Origin of the sequence: Streptomyces sp. NPDC008121 (assembly GCF_042957155.1) — a bacterium.
GTDB lineage: Bacteria > Actinomycetota > Actinomycetes > Streptomycetales > Streptomycetaceae > Streptomyces.
This window is the reverse complement of sequence record NZ_JBIBHT010000002.1, coordinates 781187-800616: the sequence shown is the minus strand read 5'-3', so window position 1 is coordinate 800616 and position 19430 is coordinate 781187. Positions and strand designations below refer to the sequence as shown.

20 protein-coding genes are annotated in these 19430 nt (G+C 73.9%); 6 read left to right on the top strand and 14 right to left on the bottom strand.

The window, feature by feature from the left end; genetic code table 11:
• Positions 1 to 168: 168 nt before the first annotated feature.
• From ACFZBD_RS09110 to ACFZBD_RS09100, 3 genes are all read right to left on the bottom strand, one after another.
• Positions 169 to 516: a peptidoglycan-binding protein gene (locus ACFZBD_RS09110; protein ID WP_391137983.1), complete on the bottom strand. Its 348-nt coding sequence runs from the start codon at positions 514 to 516 to the stop codon at positions 169 to 171.
• Positions 513 to 1106 carry a DUF4865 family protein gene (locus ACFZBD_RS09105; protein WP_391137980.1) on the bottom strand — a complete coding sequence of 198 codons (594 nt, stop codon included), beginning with the start codon at positions 1104 to 1106 and terminating at the stop codon, positions 513 to 515. The genes ACFZBD_RS09110 and ACFZBD_RS09105 overlap by 4 nt, the downstream gene beginning before the upstream one ends.
• A gap of 131 nt (positions 1107 to 1237) precedes the next feature.
• Positions 1238 to 1801: a TetR family transcriptional regulator C-terminal domain-containing protein gene (locus ACFZBD_RS09100; RefSeq protein ID WP_391138551.1), complete on the bottom strand. Its 564-nt coding sequence runs from the start codon at positions 1799 to 1801 to the stop codon at positions 1238 to 1240.
• A 195-nt stretch (positions 1802 to 1996) separates the two neighbouring features.
• On the opposite strand from ACFZBD_RS09100, the gene ACFZBD_RS09095 reads away from it, so the two are divergent.
• Entirely contained in the window at positions 1997 to 2278 is a 282-nt protein-coding gene (locus ACFZBD_RS09095; protein ID WP_391137977.1) for an SHOCT domain-containing protein, read from the top strand.
• 144 nt (positions 2279 to 2422) lie between these two features.
• On the opposite strand, the gene ACFZBD_RS09090 is transcribed toward ACFZBD_RS09095, so the two are convergent.
• Positions 2423 to 3025 (bottom strand): ATP-binding protein, encoded by a 603-nt coding sequence (locus ACFZBD_RS09090; protein ID WP_391137974.1) that lies wholly within the window; start codon positions 3023 to 3025, stop codon positions 2423 to 2425.
• Between the two features lie 222 nt (positions 3026 to 3247).
• A complete protein-coding gene (locus ACFZBD_RS09085) occupies positions 3248 to 3562 on the bottom strand; it encodes a hypothetical protein (protein WP_391137971.1) in 315 nt (104 codons plus the stop codon).
• 173 nt (positions 3563 to 3735) lie between these two features.
• On the opposite strand from ACFZBD_RS09085, the gene ACFZBD_RS09080 reads away from it, so the two are divergent.
• On the top strand, positions 3736 to 4965 hold the full coding sequence (locus tag ACFZBD_RS09080) for a pyridoxal-phosphate dependent enzyme (protein ID WP_391137968.1): 1230 nt from the start codon (positions 3736 to 3738) through the stop codon (positions 4963 to 4965).
• Here the strand turns inward: ACFZBD_RS09080 and ACFZBD_RS09075 are convergent.
• The 3 genes from ACFZBD_RS09075 to ACFZBD_RS09065 form a co-directional block, all read right to left on the bottom strand.
• Complete coding sequence (locus ACFZBD_RS09075) at positions 4925 to 5425, bottom strand: SRPBCC family protein (protein ID WP_391137965.1); 501 nt, start codon at positions 5423 to 5425, stop codon at positions 4925 to 4927. The two genes, ACFZBD_RS09080 and ACFZBD_RS09075, sit on opposite strands and share 41 nt — an antisense overlap.
• 98 nt (positions 5426 to 5523) lie before the next feature.
• The gene (locus tag ACFZBD_RS09070; protein ID WP_391137962.1) at positions 5524 to 5973 is read right to left on the bottom strand and encodes an SRPBCC family protein; all 450 of its coding nucleotides are present in this window, start codon (positions 5971 to 5973) and stop codon (positions 5524 to 5526) included.
• A gap of 52 nt (positions 5974 to 6025) precedes the next feature.
• Positions 6026 to 6850 carry a DeoR family transcriptional regulator gene (locus ACFZBD_RS09065; protein WP_391137959.1) on the bottom strand — a complete coding sequence of 275 codons (825 nt, stop codon included), beginning with the start codon at positions 6848 to 6850 and terminating at the stop codon, positions 6026 to 6028.
• Positions 6851 to 6985: 135 nt separating this feature from the next.
• On the opposite strand from ACFZBD_RS09065, the gene ACFZBD_RS09060 reads away from it, so the two are divergent.
• On the top strand, positions 6986 to 9514 hold the full coding sequence (locus ACFZBD_RS09060; RefSeq protein WP_391137956.1) for a hypothetical protein: 2529 nt from the start codon (positions 6986 to 6988) through the stop codon (positions 9512 to 9514).
• Here the strand turns inward: ACFZBD_RS09060 and ACFZBD_RS09055 are convergent.
• The 4 genes from ACFZBD_RS09055 to ACFZBD_RS09040 form a co-directional block, all read right to left on the bottom strand.
• A complete protein-coding gene (locus ACFZBD_RS09055; RefSeq protein ID WP_391137953.1) occupies positions 9484 to 11913 on the bottom strand; it encodes a right-handed parallel beta-helix repeat-containing protein in 2430 nt (809 codons plus the stop codon). The two genes, ACFZBD_RS09060 and ACFZBD_RS09055, sit on opposite strands and share 31 nt — an antisense overlap.
• 82 nt (positions 11914 to 11995) lie before the next feature.
• On the bottom strand, positions 11996 to 12193 hold the full coding sequence (locus tag ACFZBD_RS09050) for a hypothetical protein (protein WP_391137950.1): 198 nt from the start codon (positions 12191 to 12193) through the stop codon (positions 11996 to 11998).
• A 131-nt stretch (positions 12194 to 12324) separates the two neighbouring features.
• Complete coding sequence (locus ACFZBD_RS09045) at positions 12325 to 13149, bottom strand: MOSC N-terminal beta barrel domain-containing protein (protein WP_391137947.1); 825 nt, start codon at positions 13147 to 13149, stop codon at positions 12325 to 12327.
• Between the two features lie 36 nt (positions 13150 to 13185).
• Positions 13186 to 13653 (bottom strand): DUF6643 family protein, encoded by a 468-nt coding sequence (locus ACFZBD_RS09040; protein WP_391137944.1) that lies wholly within the window; start codon positions 13651 to 13653, stop codon positions 13186 to 13188.
• A gap of 237 nt (positions 13654 to 13890) precedes the next feature.
• On the opposite strand from ACFZBD_RS09040, the gene ACFZBD_RS09035 reads away from it, so the two are divergent.
• Positions 13891 to 15210 (top strand): TerD family protein, encoded by a 1320-nt coding sequence (locus ACFZBD_RS09035; protein WP_391138549.1) that lies wholly within the window; start codon positions 13891 to 13893, stop codon positions 15208 to 15210.
• A gap of 27 nt (positions 15211 to 15237) precedes the next feature.
• Here the strand turns inward: ACFZBD_RS09035 and ACFZBD_RS09030 are convergent, their stop codons facing one another.
• The gene (locus ACFZBD_RS09030) at positions 15238 to 16434 is read right to left on the bottom strand and encodes a glycosyltransferase (RefSeq protein ID WP_391137941.1); all 1197 of its coding nucleotides are present in this window, start codon (positions 16432 to 16434) and stop codon (positions 15238 to 15240) included.
• 58 nt (positions 16435 to 16492) lie between these two features.
• Here ACFZBD_RS09030 and ACFZBD_RS09025 point away from each other — a divergent pair, with 58 nt between their 5' ends.
• Together ACFZBD_RS09025 and ACFZBD_RS09020 are read left to right on the top strand one after the other, a co-directional pair.
• Positions 16493 to 17278 (top strand): aspartate/glutamate racemase family protein, encoded by a 786-nt coding sequence (locus ACFZBD_RS09025; RefSeq protein ID WP_391137938.1) that lies wholly within the window; start codon positions 16493 to 16495, stop codon positions 17276 to 17278.
• Positions 17279 to 17340: 62 nt separating this feature from the next.
• Positions 17341 to 17973: a hypothetical protein gene (locus tag ACFZBD_RS09020; protein WP_391137935.1), complete on the top strand. Its 633-nt coding sequence runs from the start codon at positions 17341 to 17343 to the stop codon at positions 17971 to 17973.
• A gap of 288 nt (positions 17974 to 18261) precedes the next feature.
• Here ACFZBD_RS09020 and ACFZBD_RS09015 read toward each other — a convergent pair whose 3' ends face one another.
• Positions 18262 to 19326, bottom strand: coding sequence for an O-antigen ligase family protein (locus tag ACFZBD_RS09015; protein ID WP_391137932.1), 1065 nt, complete (start codon positions 19324 to 19326; stop codon positions 18262 to 18264).
• Positions 19327 to 19430 lie beyond the last annotated feature (104 nt).

Sequence of the window (19430 nt, the reverse complement as noted above, 5' to 3'; positions counted from 1 at the left end):
CTGACGGGCTACGGCGTGGTCCGCGGATGCGCTTACCGCCCCCTCGTCCGGGTCGCCTTGGGGGTGTCTTGTCGATCCGCCCTGATCGACAAGACACCCCCTAGGGCGCGTTCGGAACGTAACCCGGCCCGCCCGACGACCGAACCGGGCCCGCGCGGCCCGTCGCCGTCACGAGGTCATGGCTTCCAGCTGCCGGCGCGTGGCCGGACCGTAGACCCCGGGGGCGTCGTCGACGATGCCGTGGTCCGCCTGGAAGCGCTGCACCGCGTCGTGCAGATGGCGGTTGAAGTGATCCCGTTGCGGAAAGGGCCACCGGCCCAACCGGCCGAGTCGGCCCTGCAGTTCGGCGACCTCGGGTCCCCGGTCGTGCCGGCGCAGCGTCGGCCCCTCGGTGGGTGTCGCCGGTGCGGGGGTCGTCGCCGTGGCCGCCGCCGGGCTGTCCTGGGCGGGTCCGGGAAGCGGTGTGCGCTTACGTAAACATGACGGCGGGGGAGCGGCGAGGAGCGCCCGCGTCACCCCCCGAGCGGGCCGCCGAGGAGGCCCCGCTCGGGAGCCGAGAGATGGAGGACCCGGAAGCGGTCGACGTCCGCGTCGGTGGGCACCTCGGGGCTGTCGGCGGCCCACAGCGTGAGGTGCAACAGCTCCCAGTGGCGCGGGTCCACGGCCAGCGCGCTCGCCACGGCGCCGGCGGCCTCCGCTTCGCGGGCGTGCCGGGCGAGCGCCTCCGCGACGGCCTGGGCCGGTGGCGTGTGGGCCGGTACCGGAATCTTGCGGCGCGTGGCGATCCGGGGCGCCGCCGTGGACGCCGGCCCCTCCGTGTACGCGAGGCCCGTCCAGTGCTGCACCACCGGCCGGCCGAAGTCGTTCACGATGCCCTGGAAACCCGGGCCCCACAGAAAGGAGTTCATGCCCTCGGGGCTGGTCCAGAGATAGAACGGCGCGTACTGGTTCACCGGCGACCCGTCCTCCCGCTCCCGCACCAGAAACGCCTTGATCCCGAGCCCGCGGAAGTCGTCCAGGAGGGGTCCCTTCGTGGCCACCCGCTCGTGGATGATCCCCATGTCGTAGTCGGCGGGCAGGGTGATCTCGTACTGCATGGCGTGCATCGCACGGCCTCCGGTTTTCTCAAGCGAACGCGACTTCGACTTCGACTGCGACTGTGACTGCGAGGCGGCTGTGACTGTGCGGCGGCCGTGACCGTGGCTGCGACCGACGACGCGGAGGGGTGACGGCGGCGTCAGGCGGTACGGGGCATGAGCAGGGTGAGCAGGCCGCGCACGGCCGTGTCGAAGGTCGCGGGGGAGCCCGACGCCCGGGCCAGTACGTATCCGCCCTGCACGGTGGCGACGATGGTCGCCGCCAGCGCGGCCGGATCCGCGGGTCCCGCCAACTCGCCCTTCTCCAGGCCCTCGCGCACGATCCCGGCCAGCCGGGCGCGCAGCCAGTCCAGGGTCTCGTCGACCGGGGCGCGCAGGACCTCGTCGGACATGACGTCCGGGTCCATGGTCAGCCGGCCGACCGGGCAGCCCCGCAACACGTCGCGCTCGCGCAGGAGGTAGGCCTCCAGGCGCGCGTACGCCGGCCCGTCTCCGCCCAGCACGGCCTCCGCCTGCTCCCGCAACTCCTCGGCGGTCCGCCGGATCGCGGCCAGCGCCAGGTCGGGCTTCCCCGCGAAGTGGTGGTACATGCTGCCTTGCCCGGCCCCAGCGGCCTGTTGGATCGCCTTGGGGCTGGTGCCGACGTAACCGCGCTCCCACAGGAGTGCGCGGGTGGCCTCGATCAAGCGCTCGGACGTATTCATGGCGGACGTATTCATGGCGGACGTACTCATGGCAGGAGTGTACATACCAGTAGGTACAGAAGGGAGGGGGGCGGCGCCCGCTACTCCCGGGGGCGTACGGACGATGCCGCCGGCGGTACGACGCCCCGGGCCCCCTTCCCGCGCGACGCTCGACCTGTTTACCCGTACGACGGACGCACGAGGAGCTGAACGGCCATGAACACGCTCGCCTACGAGGGCCCCGGTCCCTGGGTCCTGTTCTTCCCCCTGGTCTGGGCGGCGGTGATCGTCACCGTGGTCGCCGTGCTGCGCCGCGCCGGGTGGCGCGGTCCCCGCGGTCGGCGGGCGCATGCCATCCCCGGCGAGGGGTCCCCGATCGCGCTCCTCGGCCACCGCTTCGCGGCCGGTGAGATCGACGAGGACGAGTACTGGCGCCGGCTGACCGTCCTGGAGGAACAGTTCGGCCGCGCCGCGGCCTCCCGGGGACGTACCGACTGACCTGCCGAAACGCCACCTCCCGGGGACGTACCGACTGACCTGCCGAAACGCCACCTCCCGGGGGCGTACCGACTGACCTGCCGAAACGCCGCCTCCCGGTCCCCACGAGCCGCGGGGGCCGGGAGGCGGCGGCGCGGCCGGAGGTCAGCCTGTGAGGGCCGAGCGGGCGGCCACCGGCGTGGGCAGGGGTTCCGTCGGCGTGCCGAACGGGATGCCGTCCAGGCTCGTGCCCGCCGCGGCGCCCAGGCAGCCGAGCCCGGCGAAGGGGCCGTCGGTGGTCGCGCCGTAGACCGAGTGGAGGCGGGAGGGCAGCGCCACGGCGGGGGCTGGCGCCGGGAGGGTGAACCACACGACCTTCCCGCGCTCGCCGTGCGGGCGGATGCCCCAGCTCTCGCTCACCGCCTCGATGATGGCCAGGCCGCGACCCGAGGTGGCGAACTGGTCGGCGGTCATGGCGTTCCGCGAGCCCGGCGTGCCGCCGAAGTCCGGTATCCGCGGGTCGTTGTCATGGACCGAGACCGTGAGGCGTTCGAGCATCAGCTCGATCTCGACGGTGCAGGTCTTGTCCGGCTGGGCGTGCCGGTGGACGTTGGTCAGCAGCTCGGTCACGCCGAGCGCCGCATGGTCGATCAAGGCGTCGAGATGCCAATAGCGCAGATGCGCTGAAACGATTCTGCGGACCTGACCGATCCGCGACGGCAGGGCCTGGAGCTCCACCGTGCAGTGCCTTCTTGGCTCGCTGATCACGGCTGCGACTCCCCGAAGTAGGTCCGGAAGAAGACGAAGGGTCGGATCTTCACTGCGCTGTGCACGGCGGCGGCGGGCTGGTTCACAGCGTCACCGCCGGTAAACCCTCTGTGAGGTATCTCCCAGCGTGAACCAGGTGTGACGGCTCCGCAACTCGCGGCGACCCGCGCCCGCCCGGCGCGGTGCCCGGGGCGCGGTGCCCCGGTGGTGGCGGGTGCGGGGTCAGCGCGTTCGGGACGCCCGCTTCAAGGCCGCGAGGAAGCGACCGGACCCCGAGGCGTGTTCCCGCGGTCCGTCCATGGTCAGGCGGTAGCGGGTCCCGTTCACCTTCGCCACCGTCTCGTCCGGCTTCGCGAACCAGGGCCGCCCGGCCCGGACGGCGCTCACCGGCGCGCTGTCGATCTCGCTGCCGTAGCTGGTCAGCAGCGACAGCCTGCCGTCCTCGATGCGGACCTCGCCCGCCCGGGTCAGCGACCGGGGCCACCGCTCGATGCGTACACCCGTGGCCGTGAACTCGGGCTCCGTCGTCTCGCCCATTCCGCCCCCTTCGCTCCGGTTGTCCCCACCAGTGTGCCGGGCGGACGGCGGCCGCACCAGGGGCCCTTGCGCAAGCGAATCCTATGGAACCCCAAAGCGAAGGTTTGCGCAGGTGAGGGGGCTATCGTCGACAGTGGGGCAACGTCTGGGGCCAACGAGAGGGACAAGGGCGCATGAGCACCACGGAGAACGAGAACACCGCGAGAGACGCGGCGCCGAGCACCGCGTCGGACGCCGGGGCGGGGGCGCCGACGGCCGAAGGCCAGGTCACCGCGAGCGCCGACGAGAGCGCCGGCGTGCGCGCCTCGGCCACGATCGACGTCGACCGCAGCGACGCGGAGTACCGCGCCTGGCTCAAGGAGGCCGTCCGCAAGGTCCAGGCCGACGCCAACCGCTCGGCCGACACCCACCTCCTGCGCTTCCCCCTGCCCGAGGAGTGGGGCATCGACCTCTACCTCAAGGACGAGTCGACCCACCCGACCGGCAGCCTCAAGCACCGCCTTGCCCGCTCGCTCTTCCTCTACGGCCTGTGCAACGGCTGGATCCGCCCCGGCAAGCCCGTCATCGAGGCGTCCAGCGGCTCGACGGCCGTCTCGGAGGCGTACTTCGCCAAGCTGATCGGTGTGCCGTTCATCGCCGTGATGCCCCGCACGACCAGCCCCGAGAAGTGCCGTCTGATCGAATTCCACGGCGGCCAGTGCCACTTCGTCGACGACTCGCGCAAGATCTACGAGGAGTCGGCCGCCCTCGCCGAGCGGACCGGCGGGCACTACATGGACCAGTTCACCTACGCCGAGCGGGCCACCGACTGGCGCGGCAACAACAACATCGCCGAGTCGATCTACCAGCAGCTCCGGCTGGAGCGGTACCCCGAGCCCGCCTGGATCGTCGCCACCGCGGGCACCGGCGGCACCTCCGCCACCATCGCCCGCTACGTGCACTACCTGCAGCACGACACCAGGATCTGCGTCGCCGACCCGGAGAACTCCTGTTTCTTCGACGGCTGGACCCACGACGACCCCCTGGCGACGGCCGACTGCGGCTCCCGTATCGAGGGCATCGGCCGGCCCCGTATGGAGCCCAGCTTCGTCCCCGGCGCGATCGACCGGATGATGAAGGTCCCGGACGCCGCCAGCATCGCCGCCGTCCGCGCCCTGGAGGCCGCGATCGGCCGCAAGGCGGGCGGCTCCACCGGCACCGGGCTGTGGAGCGCGTTCAAGATCGTCGCCGAGATGGTCGGACAGGGCCGTACGGGCAGCGTCGTCACGCTGCTCTGCGACCCGGGCGACCGCTACCTCGACAAGTACTACTCCGACGCCTGGCTGGCCAGGCAGGGGCTGGACATCGCGCCCTACGCGGCGGCTATCGACCGCTTCCTCGCGACGGGTGCCTGGCCGGAGTGAGCCGCAGGTCCAGCCGGCGCATGGCGTCGCGGAAGGCCTTGCCCACGCCGGGCCGGGCCAGCCGCATCGCCAGCAGACAGGGGGCGGGGCCGTCCACGGCCATCGTCCAGCGGACCCGCGTGCCGGGCCCGGCGGGGGAGAGGGACCACTCCTCCACCATGGCGCGCACGGCCGGCGCGTTGGTCTCGTCGACCCGGTAGGCGTAGCGCCGGTCCGGGTCGGCGGCCATGATCGTCTCCTGGAACCGCACCCCGCCGCGCAACCGGACCGTACGGCCCGTGCCGCCGCCGGTCGGGGTCGCGGAGACGACCGCCGTGAACCAGGAAGGCCAGCTCCCGACCTCCTCGGCCAGCGAGCGGTAGACGGCGTTCGGCGGGGCCGCCAGCTCGGCCGTGAAGACCAGGCGCAGCGGCGCCAAGGCGGCGAAGTCTGTTTCCACGAGCCTGAGTCGGCGCGCCATGGACCGTACCTCCCAGGGGGCAGGGCAGAAGTCCGCACACCATAGCTGGCGGTCCGTCAGATGCCCAGGAGTCCTTCCCGGCCGCCCGGCGGCCGGTCTCAGCCGTCCAGCAGTCCGTCGAGGACGCGGCCGAACATCCGCCGCCCCGCCAGGGCCAGCACGGGATCCAGGGCACGCGGCACCGCCCGTACCCGCAGCTCCTCCGTCCACACCGCACGGGAGCCGCCCGAGGGCAGGGCATACACCTCGATCCGCGCCCGGCCCAGCACCAGGCGGCCGCGCTTCTCCAGGGCGCACACGCCGGGCCGGTCCCGCGCTCCGGGCCCGGTCGGCGGCTCCCAGCGCACGACCTCCATCGGGTCGTCGAAGGCGAGCCTGCCGATGCCCGTCCGTGCCACGAACCGGGTGCCCACGCCGGGGGGACCGGGGGTCAGTACGTGCGTACGGGTCAGTGGCACGCGGGCGCCGTGGGCCGGCCAGTCGGTCAGGCGCCGCCACGCCTCGGGCGCGGGAAGGGCGGTGACGCGCTCGATCCGGAAGGCGCTCACCGCGAACTCTCTGCGTTCACGCCGTTCACGATCCCGCGTCCGGACGCCCCTGTCACGTCTCCTCGCCCGCCACCACCAGACCCGGCAGATGCTCCGCCATCTCCGCCCGCGTCCGCGCCGACAGGCCCCGGTCCGTCACCAGCGTGTGCACCTCGTCGAGCCGCGCGAAGGAACTGAGCCCCAGCGTCCCCCACTTGGTGTGGTCGGCGACCACCACCACCCGGCGGGCCGAGCGCATCAGCAGCCGGTTGGTCTCCGCCTCCGCCAGGTTCGGCGTCGACAGGCCCGCCTCCAGGGAGATGCCGTGCACACCGAGGAACAGCATGTCGAAGTGGAGCGAGCGGATCGCCTGGTCGGCGACCGGGCCCACCAGCGCGTCCGACGGGGTGCGCACCCCGCCGGTCAGGACCACCGTCGCCGCACCGGCACGCGCCTCGGCCGCCGAGCCGGGCCGGTGCGCGGTGTGGAAGACGTCGGCGACCCGGACCGAGTTGGTCACCACGGTCAGATCCGGCACCTCCAGCAACTGCCGGGCCAGGGCGAACGTGGTCGTGCCCCCCGACAGGGCGATCGCCGCGCCCGGCGTCACCATCCGCGCCGCCGCCAGGGCGATCTCGTCCTTCGCGCCCGCTTCCAAGGCGGACTTGGCCTCGAATCCGGGCTCGTGCGTGCTGGCCTCGACCACCGGCACCGCGCCGCCGTGCACCTTCTCCACCACGCCCTGCCGGGCCAGTGCGTCCAGGTCCCGGCGGACGGTCATGTCCGAGACGTTGAGCCGCCGCGTCAGTTCGTTGACCCGGACACCGCCGCGTCGCCTGACCTCGTCCAGAATGAGGGCGCGCCGCTGTTCGGCGAGGAGATTCTGATGGTCGCTCACCACCGGGTGCCGTTCCTTCCGCAGGGGACTGGGGGATTGCCGACGGATTCCGTGAGAGGCCCTGCGCGACCCCGCGGCCTTCCGCGATCCTGTGTGTGCCGTCGCATACTCCCATCCAGAGAGTGAGACACCGAAGTGTCCCCTGCCACACCTGTCCGGAAGATCGGGGGTGCGGCGCTCGAACTCCTCGTCCACGGTGTCGGCGGCGCCACGCCGCAGGACATGCTGGACGACCCGCGTACCGTCCGGGTCACCGGAGACACGACCGCCGCCATGCACCGCCGTGCCGACGACCTGGACGCCGAGGAGCACCCCGAGCGCTACGCCGACCGGCCGGTCCCCGAGGCGTACTGCTGGTCCAACCTCACCTCCGGCAACGGAGCCCGCGCCCTGTGGCTGCTGCTCCTGCCGTTCATGGTGGCCAACCTCGCGCACTGGATGCGCCCGCCCGCACACGGCCGCGCCGGCCTGCTGCGGCTGTACGGAGTCCTGGTGCGGCTCGTCGCGCTCACCCTGACGGCGCTGCTCACCGCCGCCGCCTGTGAGGTCGCGCTCGACCTGACGGCGTGGCAGTGCGCGGGTGTCGCCGCCTGCGCGGAGGACCGCTCCTGGCTCGGTTTCCTCTCCGCCGACCGCGGCGGCTGGTGGTCCCAGCCGGGCCGCCGCCTCGCCCTGGCCTCGGTCGTCCCGGCCGTGCTCGTCGGACTCCTCTGGTATCTCTCCAACCGCACCTGGAGCGCGTACGAGGCGCAGCGCCCGCCCACCGGGTACGACGACCTGGCCGCCGAGACCCCGCAGACGGCCTCCGCCGCGCCGCTGATCGCGCCCGGTCCGCCCGCCGCCGCGCCGCTGATCGCGCCCGCGCCGGACGCCGACTCCTCCGACGCGGAAGCCGCCACCGTCGACCCCGCCGAGGCGGACGCCTCCGCCTCCTCCGCCGGCGCCGAACCCCCGGTCCGGCTCCGGCCCGCGCTCGGCCGCCCCGGCTTCTGGTACGGGCGCCGGATCGTCGCCCGGCTCCGCGCCGCCCACACGGCCGTCGGCTTCCTCACCGTGGCGGCGGCCCTCACCGGCGCCGCCGTCCGCCATGACCGGCAGGCCGCCGACTCCCTCGGCGAATACCTCGGCCGCGGCCTCCAGGCCGCCCTCGTCGTCCTCGCCGCCGTCATCCTCTGGGTGGTCTGCCGCCGGGGCCGCAGCGAGAAGCGCCTCGACCTGCGCGTCGAACGCGCGCTCGTCTCCTGGCTGCCGGGCGCCTCCCTCGTCGTGCTGCTGCTGGCCGTCGTGTACGCGGGATGGTCCCGGCCCGGCTGGCGCTCCACCGGCACCCTCCCCGGCGATGTGGCCTTCGGCGCCCTGACCCTGGCCCAGGGCGGACTCGTCGTCGCCCTCGGCGTCGTGGCCCTCCTGCTGCACCGTCCCCACAGCCACCCCCGTACCGCCATGTACGGCCTCGGCGGACCCGCCGTCGCCATGCTGGCCTGCGCGCTCGGCGGCGTCATGTCCGGCGGTGTCGCCCAGCGCGTCGCCGACTGGCTCGACGGGCCCGCCACCCCCGGCATGGGGGAGGGGCCGCTCGTCGGGCCGCCCGTGCTGCTGAGCTGGCAGGCGTCCGTCATCCCGGTGCTGCTCCTGATGCTCCTCGTGCCGTGCGCGTTCCTCGCCCTGCGGACCGCGCGGGCCGCCCGCCGCCTCGGGCCCGTCGTCGAGACCGACTACGGCACGGAGGACCCCGACCCGGTCCGTACCGGACGCATCGCCTCCGGCCGGGCCCGCGCCGGACTCACCGACGCCGCGCCCGCCCTGGTCGGCATCGTCTCCGGGGCCACCCTGCTGCTCGGCGCCGCGTCGGTCGCCGGCGCCTGGGCCAGCGACAACGTCCCCGGGCGCGCCTTCGACGGCGCCCACCCGGCCATCGCCTCCGCCGCCGACACCGCCCAGGCCCTCGGCTCCTGGATGATCGGCTTCGGCTTCATACTGTTCGTCACCTGGGGCCGCCGCGCCTACAAGGACCCCTCCGCCCGCCGCACCATCGGCATCCTCTGGGACGTCGGAACCTTCTGGCCGCGCGCCGCGCACCCCTTCGCCCCGCCCTGCTACGCCGAACGGGCCGTCCCCGACCTGACCTGGCGGATGCGCTCCTGGACCGGCCACACCGGCGGCCGGCTCGTCATCTCCGGCCACTCCCAGGGCAGCGTGCTCGCCGCGGCCGCCGTCTGGCAGCTCCCGCCCGCGACGCGCAAGCGGGTCGCGCTGCTCACCTACGGCTCCCCGCTGGAGCGGCTCTACGGCCGGTGGTTCCCGGCCTACTTCGGCCCGGACGCCCTGCGCGGGCTGCACCGCACGGTGCACTGCTGGAGCAACCTCTACCGCGCCACCGACCCCATCGGCGGCCCTGTCCGGGTGCCCGCCGAGGGGGACAAGCCCGCCGTCGACTGCCCCGTCCTGCTCGACCCCGTCGCCTACGGCCGGACCCACGCGCACCCGCTGCCCGAACCGATCCTGGGGCACTCCGACTACCAGGCCCACCCGTCCTTCGCCGACGAACGCACCGGACTCCTCGACCGGTTGCCGCCCGCCCTGCCCCGCCAGCGCTCCGAGGGGACCGGGCGCGGCGGCGACGGGGCCGCGCCTCAGGGGAGTTCGGGAAGATCCTCCGGATAGAGCAAGGTCAGGTCGTCCGTGTTCGCCTCGGCGAGCACGGCGACCCGGCCGGCGTGCCGCTCCACCATCGACTCGAACGTCTGGCGGGCCGTGCGCCCGTTGCCGAACGCCGGGCCCTTCGGCAGTTCGCCGAAGTACTTCCGCAGCGCCTCGTCCGTGCCCGGCGCGAGCCGGTACTCGTGCTCGTCGGCCTGCTGCTCCACGATCCGCACCAGCTCGTCCGGTACGTAGTCGCTGAAGGTGATGGTCCGTGAGAAGCGGGACGCCACACCGGGGTTGACGGTAAGGAACCGCTCCATCTCCGCGGTGTAGCCGGCGACGATGACGACGACCGCGTCACGGTGGTCCTCCATCAGCTTCACCAGGGTGTCGATCGCCTCACGCCCGAAGTCCCGCCCGGAGTCCTCGGGCGACAGGGCGTATGCCTCGTCGACGAACAACACCCCGCCGCGCGCCCGGTCGAACGCCTCCTGGGTACGGATCGCGGTCGAGCCGATGTGCTCGCCGACCAGGTCGACCCGGGACACCTCGACCAGGTGGCCGCGCTCCAGGACGCCGAGCGACGCCAGGATCTCGCCGTAGAGCCGGGCCACCGTCGTCTTGCCGGTGCCGGGGTTGCCGGTGAAGACCAGATGGCGGCGGACGGAGGCCGCCTTGAGCCCGGCCTCCTGGCGCCTGCGCCCCACCTCGATCATGTTGGTCAGCGTGCGGACCTCCAGCTTCACGCTCTCCAGGCCCACCAGCGCGTCCAGTTCGCCCAGCACGTCCTGCGAGGAGCGCGCCGCGACCACGGCCGGAACCGGCTCGGGGTCCGCCCCGACCGGCGGCGCGGCGGCGCGCGGCCCCGGGACGGTCCCGAGCAGTCCCGCCGTCCGGGTCGCGGAGGCGTGCGCGGTCAGGACGGAGCCGCTGTCGGCCGGAGCCGTACGCACCCCGCTCTCGTCGCTCGTGCACTCCTCCGCCACGGGGCCGTCCTCGGCGAACTCGTACCCGCCGCGCGCGCACCGCTCCGTGCGGCACTTGCGCAGGGTGGTGCGGCAGCCGTCCATCACGTGGAAGCCGTAGCCGCCGCTCCCGGTCACCCGACAGCCTGCGAACGAGCCGCGCCCCTCCGCCGAGACGTAGAACCCGGCCTCCGCCGGCGAGGTGACCGTGCAGCGCTCGATCGTGGGGTCGGCGCCCTTGGTGACGATGACCCCGGTCTGCACGGCGTCGATGGTGCAGCCGCTCAGCGTGCCGCCGCTGCCGTGGTCGCGGAACCAGGCGCCCGTGGAGGCCTCCCGGATCCGGCAGTCGTCGAGCTGGGCGGTCGCCCCGTCGCTCACCGAGACCGCGGTGTTCCGCACCTGCGACAGGTCGCTGTCGACGACGTCGGCGCGGGAGCCCCGGTCGAGGACGAACAGCGCGTCGGGCACGTCGTGCACCCGGCAGGCGTCGAGGACGACCGTCGCACCGTCGCTGACCCACACCGCCGGATAGTCACCCGTACTGTCGTGGATCTCGCACTGGTTGGCGTCCACCCGCGTGCCCGGGTCCCACACCGAGAGGCCGTTGCGCCCGAAGCGGCGCACGGTGGAGCGGGTGAGCGTCAGGACGGAACGGGAGCGCAGATCGACGGCGTTCTCGGGGATGTCGTGGATGTCGCAGTCGGAGAGGGTGAGGACCGCGTCCGTGTCCAGCGTGATGCCGTCGGCCGAGGTGCGGTGCACGGAGGAGTCGGTGAGGTGGGCGGTGGCGCGCGCGGCGATCTGCAGCCCGGCGCCCTTGATCTCGTACACCTCGCAGCCGATTCCCTCCAGGCCGCTGCCCTCGCCGTTGACGGTGATCCCCGCGCCCGAGGCGTGGTGGACCCGGCAGCGTTCCAGCCGAGGGTGCGCGCCGCCGCGCACGGAGATGCCGGACTGGCCGGCCGAGACGACCTCGCACTCCTCGAACACCCCGCCCGCGCCGTCCAGTACGGCGATCCCGACCCCGGCGGGGTTGTCGACCGTGCAGCGCCGGACGGTGGGCCGGGCCGCGCCGCGGACCTCGAGCCCGGCGGCGGAGCGGGTCACGATCCGCAGGTCGAGCAGCTCCGGTGTGCCGTCCTCGACCAGCAGCGCGGGAGCGGCCGTGTCCTGGCCCTCGACGTGCAGGTCCTGGACGGTGGCGGACGCGCGGACGGTGAGCGGCACGCCGTCGGCCGGGGCGATCCGGACCGAGCCGAGGCCGCCCTCGGGCCCGCGCAGGGTGACGGCCCGCTGGATGACGAGGTTCTCGCGGTATGTGCCGGGCGCGACGGTGAGGACGTCGCCGTCTCCGGCGGCCTCCAGAGCCGCGGCGAGGGAGGCGTACTCACCCGTGCGCCGGCGCCACCGCGAGGTGCCGGTGTGCGTGACCTGGACCGTGCCCTGTGCCATGGGTGTGTTCTGCCCCCGCCTCATGCGACGCCGCTGATCCGATGCCCCACCGTAGCGCGCGCGGGGGCGAGGGGTTGACGAGTCAGCTGCCCGCGTCCGTACGGCCCCAGCCGCGACCGGTCCGGGCCCACGCACGGTCGAGGCGTGCGTACCGACGGTGTACGAGACGGCGTACGACCGCCCGTCCGGCGGCCTCGAGGAACACGGCGGTCAGGGCCGCCGCGAAGACGCCGACGACGACGTGGGTCCGGGCGGTCTCCCGCTCCATCGGCGGGGACACCGGGCGTCCGCCGTCGTCGGTCCACGGCGCCCTGGAGAGAGGCGTCGGTGCGGGCGCCGGTGGTTCAGCCGACGGCGGGCGGGAGGAGCTGCCTCGCGACACGCCAGGGCGGGCGGCCGGGCGCGTGCGCCTCAGTCGAGGATCTTGACCTCGTCGCCGGTCCGGAGGGTGCCGGTGTGCTCGGGGACCAGGTTCTGCCCGAAGATCAGCCGGTTGCCGTCCTTGCGGTGCCGGGCGAGGGTCCGCAGCGGTTCCCTGCCGCGCTCGGCGGTCGTCTGGTCGGTGGTGGTGACCACGCACCGGCCGCACGAGCGGGCGACCCGGAAGGTGACCTCGCCGATGGCGAGCCGGGTCCAGTCGTCCTCGGCCCAGGGCGCGGTGCCGTCCAGGACCACGTTCGGCCGGAAACGGTCCATCGGCAGGGGTCCCTCACCGGCGTGCTCGCCCTGCGCGATGAGCGCGTTGAGGGCGTCGAGGGAGGCGGAGGTGGTGACCAGAAGGGGATAGCCGTCCGCGAAGCTCACCGTCTCGCCGGGCAGCGCGTACGCCGGGTTGATCGGACGGCGGTGCGCCGGCTCGTCCATGTGGACGAGCCGGGCCTCGGTCTCCAGGAAGGCGCTGAACCACGCGTCGGCCGCCGGGCCGGCCGGTACCGCGTCCACGGGAGTGTCGAAGACCTCCACCCGGATCGTGGACGACGGCCGTGGCACCGCGACGGTCAGGGGCGCGTGGCCGGGAGCGGACAGCCTGAGGGAGCCGTCCGGCAGCGGCTCGGCCGACGCCAACGCCATCCGTGGATGTCGGCGTTGCGTCATCACGCTGCCGGACGCGTCCACGACGGCCCAGCGGCGGTCGTCGGCCAGTCCCCATGGCTCGACCTCCGCCTCGGCGCGCGCGCATCCGCGCAGCGCCTTGACCGGGTGGACGTGGAGGGAGCGCACGACAGCGATCGACATGCCGTCATCCTGCCAGTCGCTCCGCTCCGGGGTCGGTCAATATCCCCCGCCCTGGTAGGGGCGGTTGTAGGGGTCGTCGTACGGAGCGGGCGCGGGCCGTGCGGCGGCCGGACGCATCGCCTCGTACCCCGTGCCCATCGGGCGCTGCGGCTGCTGGGGCTGGGCGCCCGGGTAGCCGCGCGGGCCGGCCGGCTGCTGGGGGATGTACGGCGCCGGGGCGTGCTGCAGCGGGACGGGGGCCATCTGCTGCTGCATGGGCTGGGGGTAGCCGTAGGCGTTGCCACCGTAGGACGGGGTGGAGTGGCTGGGTGCCGCCGGAAGGGCGGGCAGGGCCGAGGGCAGCGCCGGCAGGTAGCTGTTGCCGGTGTCGTAGGCGGAAGGCACTCGGATCGGAGCGATCTGAGGCGTGCCCCGCTCGGCGACCAGGGAGTCGTAGATCGGGGTGTCGGGGAACGACGGCGCGGTGTAGTAACCGCCTCCGTAGGTGGAGCGCGGGGAGGTCATGGCACATAAGTTAAGCCCACGATGTGCTGGTTGGGGAGCCCGATAAGAGGGTTGTTTGACTGGTTCTGCGCGACTGTCGATCGACAATGCGAGCGAACGCGACAAAAACGGTCGCTCAAGAGAGCGTCGATCTTGAAAACCCGAGCTGGGGAGGGGTTACCCACGGGTCGGCCGGGTCGGTCCGGCATGCCCGGCATTAGGTTGACGTAAAGAAATCTTGTTGTCCGAGCGGCCGTGATGGGGGCGAGCGTGTCCATGCTTAAAGGAGCGAATGTTCCGGTGCCCGCGCGGAAGGTGCGCGTGGAATTGGGGTGGCGTTCAGGTGCGGGTGTGCCGGATGTCGACGCCTCGGCGCTACTCCTTGTGTCGGGGAAAGTGCGCTCCGACGCCGACTTCGTTTTCTACAACCAGCCGCGGCACTCCTCCGGGGCCGTCCGGCACGAGGGGAAGGACGCCTCCGGGGGTGCGCCGGGGCCCGTGACGGACGCCGTCGAAGTGGACTTGGGGCGTGTCGAGCCGGCCGTCGAGCGGATCGTCCTCGCCGCCTCCGCCGACGGCGGCACCTTCGGCGGCGTCCCCGGACTGCACATCCGGGTGCTCGACGCGGAGAGCGGGGCCGAGATCGCCCGGTACGACAGCACCGACGCCACCGTGGAGACGGCCTTCGTCCTCGGGGAGCTCTACCGCCGCCAGGGCGCCTGGAAGTTCCGGGCCGTGGGGCAGGGGTACGGCTCCGGCCTGGAGGGCCTCGCCACGGACTTCGGCATCGCGGTCGACGAGCCCCAACGGCCGACGGCCCCTCAGGCCGCGCCCCTCTCGCCCACCGCCGCCCCGCGCCCCGCAGCCGTACCGCCGCCCGCCGCCGCCCCGCGCCCCGCAGCCGTACCGCCGCCCGCCGCGCCGGCACCCTCCCAGCCCGTACGCCTCACCAAAGTCACCCTGACGAAGGAGTCGCCGACCGTCTCCCTCGCCAAGCAGGGCGGCACCTCCGGGGCGCTGCGCGTGAACCTGAACTGGCAGACCCGCAAACAGTTCACCGGCTGGGGCGCCAAACTCGGCCGCGCCCTCGCCCAGCACGCCGACCTCGACCTCGACCTGTGCGCCCTCTACGAACTCGCCGACGGCCGCAAAGGAGTGGTCCAGGCGCTCGGCAACGCCTTCGGCTCCCTGCACCAGCCGCCGTACATCCATCTCGACGGCGACGACCGCACCGGAGACCTCGCCTCCGGCGAGAACCTCACCATCAACCTCGACCACCGCGGCGAACTCCGCCGCGTCCTCGTCTTCGTCACCATCTACGAAGGCGCGCGCAGCTTCGCCGACCTGCACGCCACCGTCACCCTCCAGCCACAGCACGGCGCGCCCGTCGACTTCTCGCTCGACGACTGCACCGTCCCCTCCACCGTCTGCGCCCTCGCCCTCCTCACCCAGGAGAACGGCGACCTGGTCGTCCGGCGCGAGGCGCGCTACCTCGTCCCCCAGCGTGGAGTCAGCCCGCAACGAACGGTCGACCAGGCGTACGGCTGGGGCATGAACTGGACCCCCGGCCGCAAATGACCGGGGCCCGGGAGCGCGTCCGTACGACTACCGATCGGGGGCGGCCTGGGGCCGGGTGTACGTCCGGCCCTTCCACGCCGCCCCCTGGCCTCGGTAGTGCCGGACGGCCGAGTCCACCGTCATCAGGAGGTACAGCAGAGCGGTGAAGGGGAGCGTCGGAGCGAGCCAGAGCGGCTGACGGTAGTAGCGGAGCATCGGCAGGTACGTCCCCGCCATCACCGCCCAGGCGAGCGCGCCGGCCGCCCCCGCCATCGCGTCGCCGCCGAACACCCCCGCCAGCAGGGCGACCGGGGGAGCGAGGTAGACGACGGCGAGGCCGGCGACCGTGCAGACCAGCACGAGCGGGTTGTGGCGCAGTTGGGCGTACGCGCTGCGCGACACCATCCGCCACAGGTCGGCGAGGCGCGGGTACGGCCGGATGCTGTCGACCCGCTCGGCGAGCCCCAGCCAGATCCGCCCGCCGGCCCGGCGTACCGCGCGAGCCAGCGACACGTCGTCGATCACCGCCTGCCGGATCACCTCCGGGACGCCCGCCCGCACGGCGGTCTCCGTCCGCAGCAGGACACAGCCGCCCGCGGCGGCCGTCGCGCGGGGCCGGCGGCCGTTGATCCAGCGGAAGGGGTAGAGCTGGGCGAAGAAGTAGACGAAGGCCGGCACGACCAGCCGCTCCCAGCCGCTCGCCACCCGCAGCCGGGCCATCTGGGAGACCAGGTCCAGATCGTTCGCCGTGGCCGCGGTCACCAGCAGCCGCAGGCTGTCCGGCTCGTGCGCGATGTCGGCGTCCGTGAGCAGCAGGTACTCCGGTCCCCGCGCGCGTGCCAGCGCCATCCCGTGCCGCAGCGCCCACAGTTTCCCGGTCCAGCCGGCCTCCGGTTCGCCCGGGGTGACGACGGTCAGCGGCAGCCCGCCGTACCGCTCGGCAAGCCGCCGCGCGAGCCGGCCCGTGCCGTCGGTGCTGTTGTCGTCCACCAGCACCACCTCCGCCTCGCCCGGATAGTCCTGGGTGAGCAGCGACGGCAGGCTCAGCGGCAGCACCTCCGCCTCGTCCCGCGCCGGGACGACGACGGCGACGCGCGGCCAGTGCCGCGGCTCCACGCGCGCGTGGCCGATGTCTTCGACGTCTCCGGGGAGGCGCTGGTCGGTGCGCCAGAAAAACCCCTGACCCAGCAGCAGCCACCCCCAGGCGGCCAGCGAACCCACGGCGATCCAGGCAATGGCGCTCATTCGCCGCAGTCTGCCCCAGATCGCCGGGGACGCAAGGGTGGTCGGCTAGGGTGACCGGGTGAAGATCGCGCTCATGGACTCCGGAATCGGCCTGCTCCCGGCGGCGGCCGCGGTTCGCCGCCTGCGGCCCGACGCCGATCTCGTCCTCTCCTCGGACCCCGACGGCCTGCCCTGGGGCCCGCGCACCCCCGACGACCTCACCCTCCGCGCGCTGGCCGTCGCCCGCGCGGCCGCGGCCCACGAGCCGGACGCCCTGATCGTCGCGTGCAACACCGCATCCGTCCACGCCCTGCCCGCCATCCGCGCCGAACTCGAACCGCGGATCCCGGTCATCGGCACCGTCCCCGCGATCAAGCCGGCGGCCTCGAACGGCGGCAAGGTCGCCATCTGGGCGACCCCGGCCACCACCGGCAGCCCGTACCAGAGCGGACTGATCCGCGAGTTCGCCGAAGGCGCCGAGGTCACCGAGGTGCCCTGCCCCGGCCTCGCCGACGCGGTGGAGAGCGCCGACCCGGTCGCCGTCGAGCGCGCCGTGGCGGCCGCGGCCGCCCTCACCCCCCGGGGCGTCCACGCCCTCGTCCTCGGGTGCACGCACTACGAACTGGTCGTCGAGCGGATCCGTACGGCCGTCCAGGACACCGACCTGCCCGACGTGGTTTTCCACGGCTCCGCAGGGGCAGTCGCCGCACAGGCGCTGCGCCGCATCGGCGCCGAGCCCGCGTCCGCGGCGGCCCCCGTCGGCGGTCTGACCGTGATCCACAGCGGCCGGCCCGCCGCACTGCCGTCCGCCGCCCTCTCCTACGCGGAAGGGCGGCTGCTCGGAGCGGCGACCGCGGCCCGCTGACGGCACCCGGCCCGGGTGCGCAGCGGGCGCCGCGTGAGCGGAGTGTGAGTAGGCTGCGAGCCATGAGGGACCATCGCCGTCATCCCCATCACCCCCGGCCGCCGAACACCGACGTTCCGGTTCCCGAGGTCTGGACGGGCCGCGCCACCAACCGTTTCCAGTGGCTGCTGGCGTTCGCGGGCGTCGCCTTCGTGGCGCTCGGCATCGAGCTGGCCGTGGACTCCCCATGGACCTCCGGCATCGCGCCGCTGCTCATGTCGGTCATCGGCTGCGTGGCGGCGGGGCTCCTGATGCTGTTCGGCACCCTCGCTTTCGTCCATGTGGCGGTCAAGGTCGACGACACCGCGCTGGAGGTCCGCTGCGGGCACGTCGGCGTGCCGCGCCGCCGGATCCCGCTCTCCCAGGTGGTCGGCGTCGAGGTCGCCCCGGTCACCCCGCGTCACTGGGGCGGCTGGGGCTATCGGTGGCGCCCCGAGAAGGGGATGGGGGTCATCGTCCGCCGGGGCGAGGCGCTCGTCCTGGAACTGGTCGACGGACGCGTGTTCACGGTCACGGTCGACGACGCGGAGGAGGCCGTCCGCGTCATCCGCGGCCGCCTGACCCAGCCCGCCACGCCCACCCCCGTCACCCCACCCGCCCCCGACGCCGCAGGCCCTCCCGCCCCACCGACCCCGACGGGGCCGACGAGCGCCTGAACGGGGCCCGGCGTCGCGTACGCCCGGCCGCGAGCGTGTACGGGCGTTGCCGGCCGGACCGCACCTTACGAATACGGCCTGGGTCGTTTCCGGAAAGGAGCGCCGTCTGTCCGCAGGGCAGGGCCCGTGGCGTCTGGTGCGTGCGATCGCAAGGCGGAGGGTCGCCCTCGTACGGGGCGTACTCGGGCGATCCCCACAACGCAGCGTGGGGGCACCTCCCGTGCCCGAAGGGCTACGGGGGAGCTCGTGCCAGGCGTCGCGGGCCAGGCGAGACTTTACGGACACGGCCTAGGCGCCGTCCCGGACGCCCGCCCGCCAGGCGCCGTGCGGGTCCGCCGACGGGGGGCGGGCCGTCGCGAGGCCCGCGAGGAGGCCGATGCCCGCGGTCACCGGGGTGAAGCTCAGCGCGTTGCCGACCGTCGCCAGAGCCGCGAGGGCCGTCAGCGTGGCGCCGGCCGTCAGCGTCACCGCCGTCGAGCGGGGCGAGACGCCCAGGCCCCACACCAGCCATCCGTAGGCCGCGCCCAGGAGCACGACCCCGGGGACGCCCTGCTCCGCCGCCTGCTGGAGCGGCGCCGAGTGCGGCTTGCCGTCCGCCGCGAGCGTCTCCCGGGCCGTCGGACTCAGCGCACCGAACCGATCGGGACCGGCGCCCAGGAGCGGGTTCTCCTTCGCCAGCGTCACGGCGTCCCGCCAGAGCAGGACCCGGTGGCCGGTCAGCTGGCCCTCCAGCGAGACCGTCAGGCCCTCGGGCAGGGCGTCCTCGGCGACCGCCCAGGAGGCGCCGGCGACCAGGCCGGTCGCCAGGACGAGCCCCGCCAGGCCGACGGCCCGGCGCCGCATCCGTACCGCGGCGAGCGAGCAGAGGAGGACCCCCAGCGCCGCGAGGGAGCCCACCACCGAGCCGAGCGCCAGAGCCACGCCCGCGATCCCGAGCGCCAGCCCCCGGAGCAGCAGCCGTACGGGCCCCGCGTCGGCCGCCGCGGCCGCGCAGCAGGCCGCGCCGGCCGCGAGGACGAGCAGCGCCGCGGCCGCTCCCGTGTGACCGGGAGGGACGGCAGCGGCCGGAGTGGCGCCGGGGACGCCGGGTCCCGAGGCGAGCGCCAGGCCCAGCGCCGCCAGCGACGCGGCCGCCGCCGCGGCGACCGGCAGGAGCGTGCCGCAGATCCGGCCGCAGGCGTAGCCGGCGGACAGGGCGAGGACGGCGAGGAGGATCCCCTCCGGGCGGGCGTCCCGGCCGGCGGCGCTGATCAGCGACCATGCCGCACAGGCGCCCAGGACCAGGGCCCCGGCGACGTCCGGCGCCCGGCCGCGCTCCCGCGCCGCCACCCGCTCGACCGCAGGTGCAGCCATGCCCGTCGACCCCCGTTCAGCCTGGCGGACACCGTAACGGGGCGGCAGGGGTTTGTGGAGAGAAAGCGCAGAAACGTTGCAGCAGTGGTGGACGAGGCGGGGGC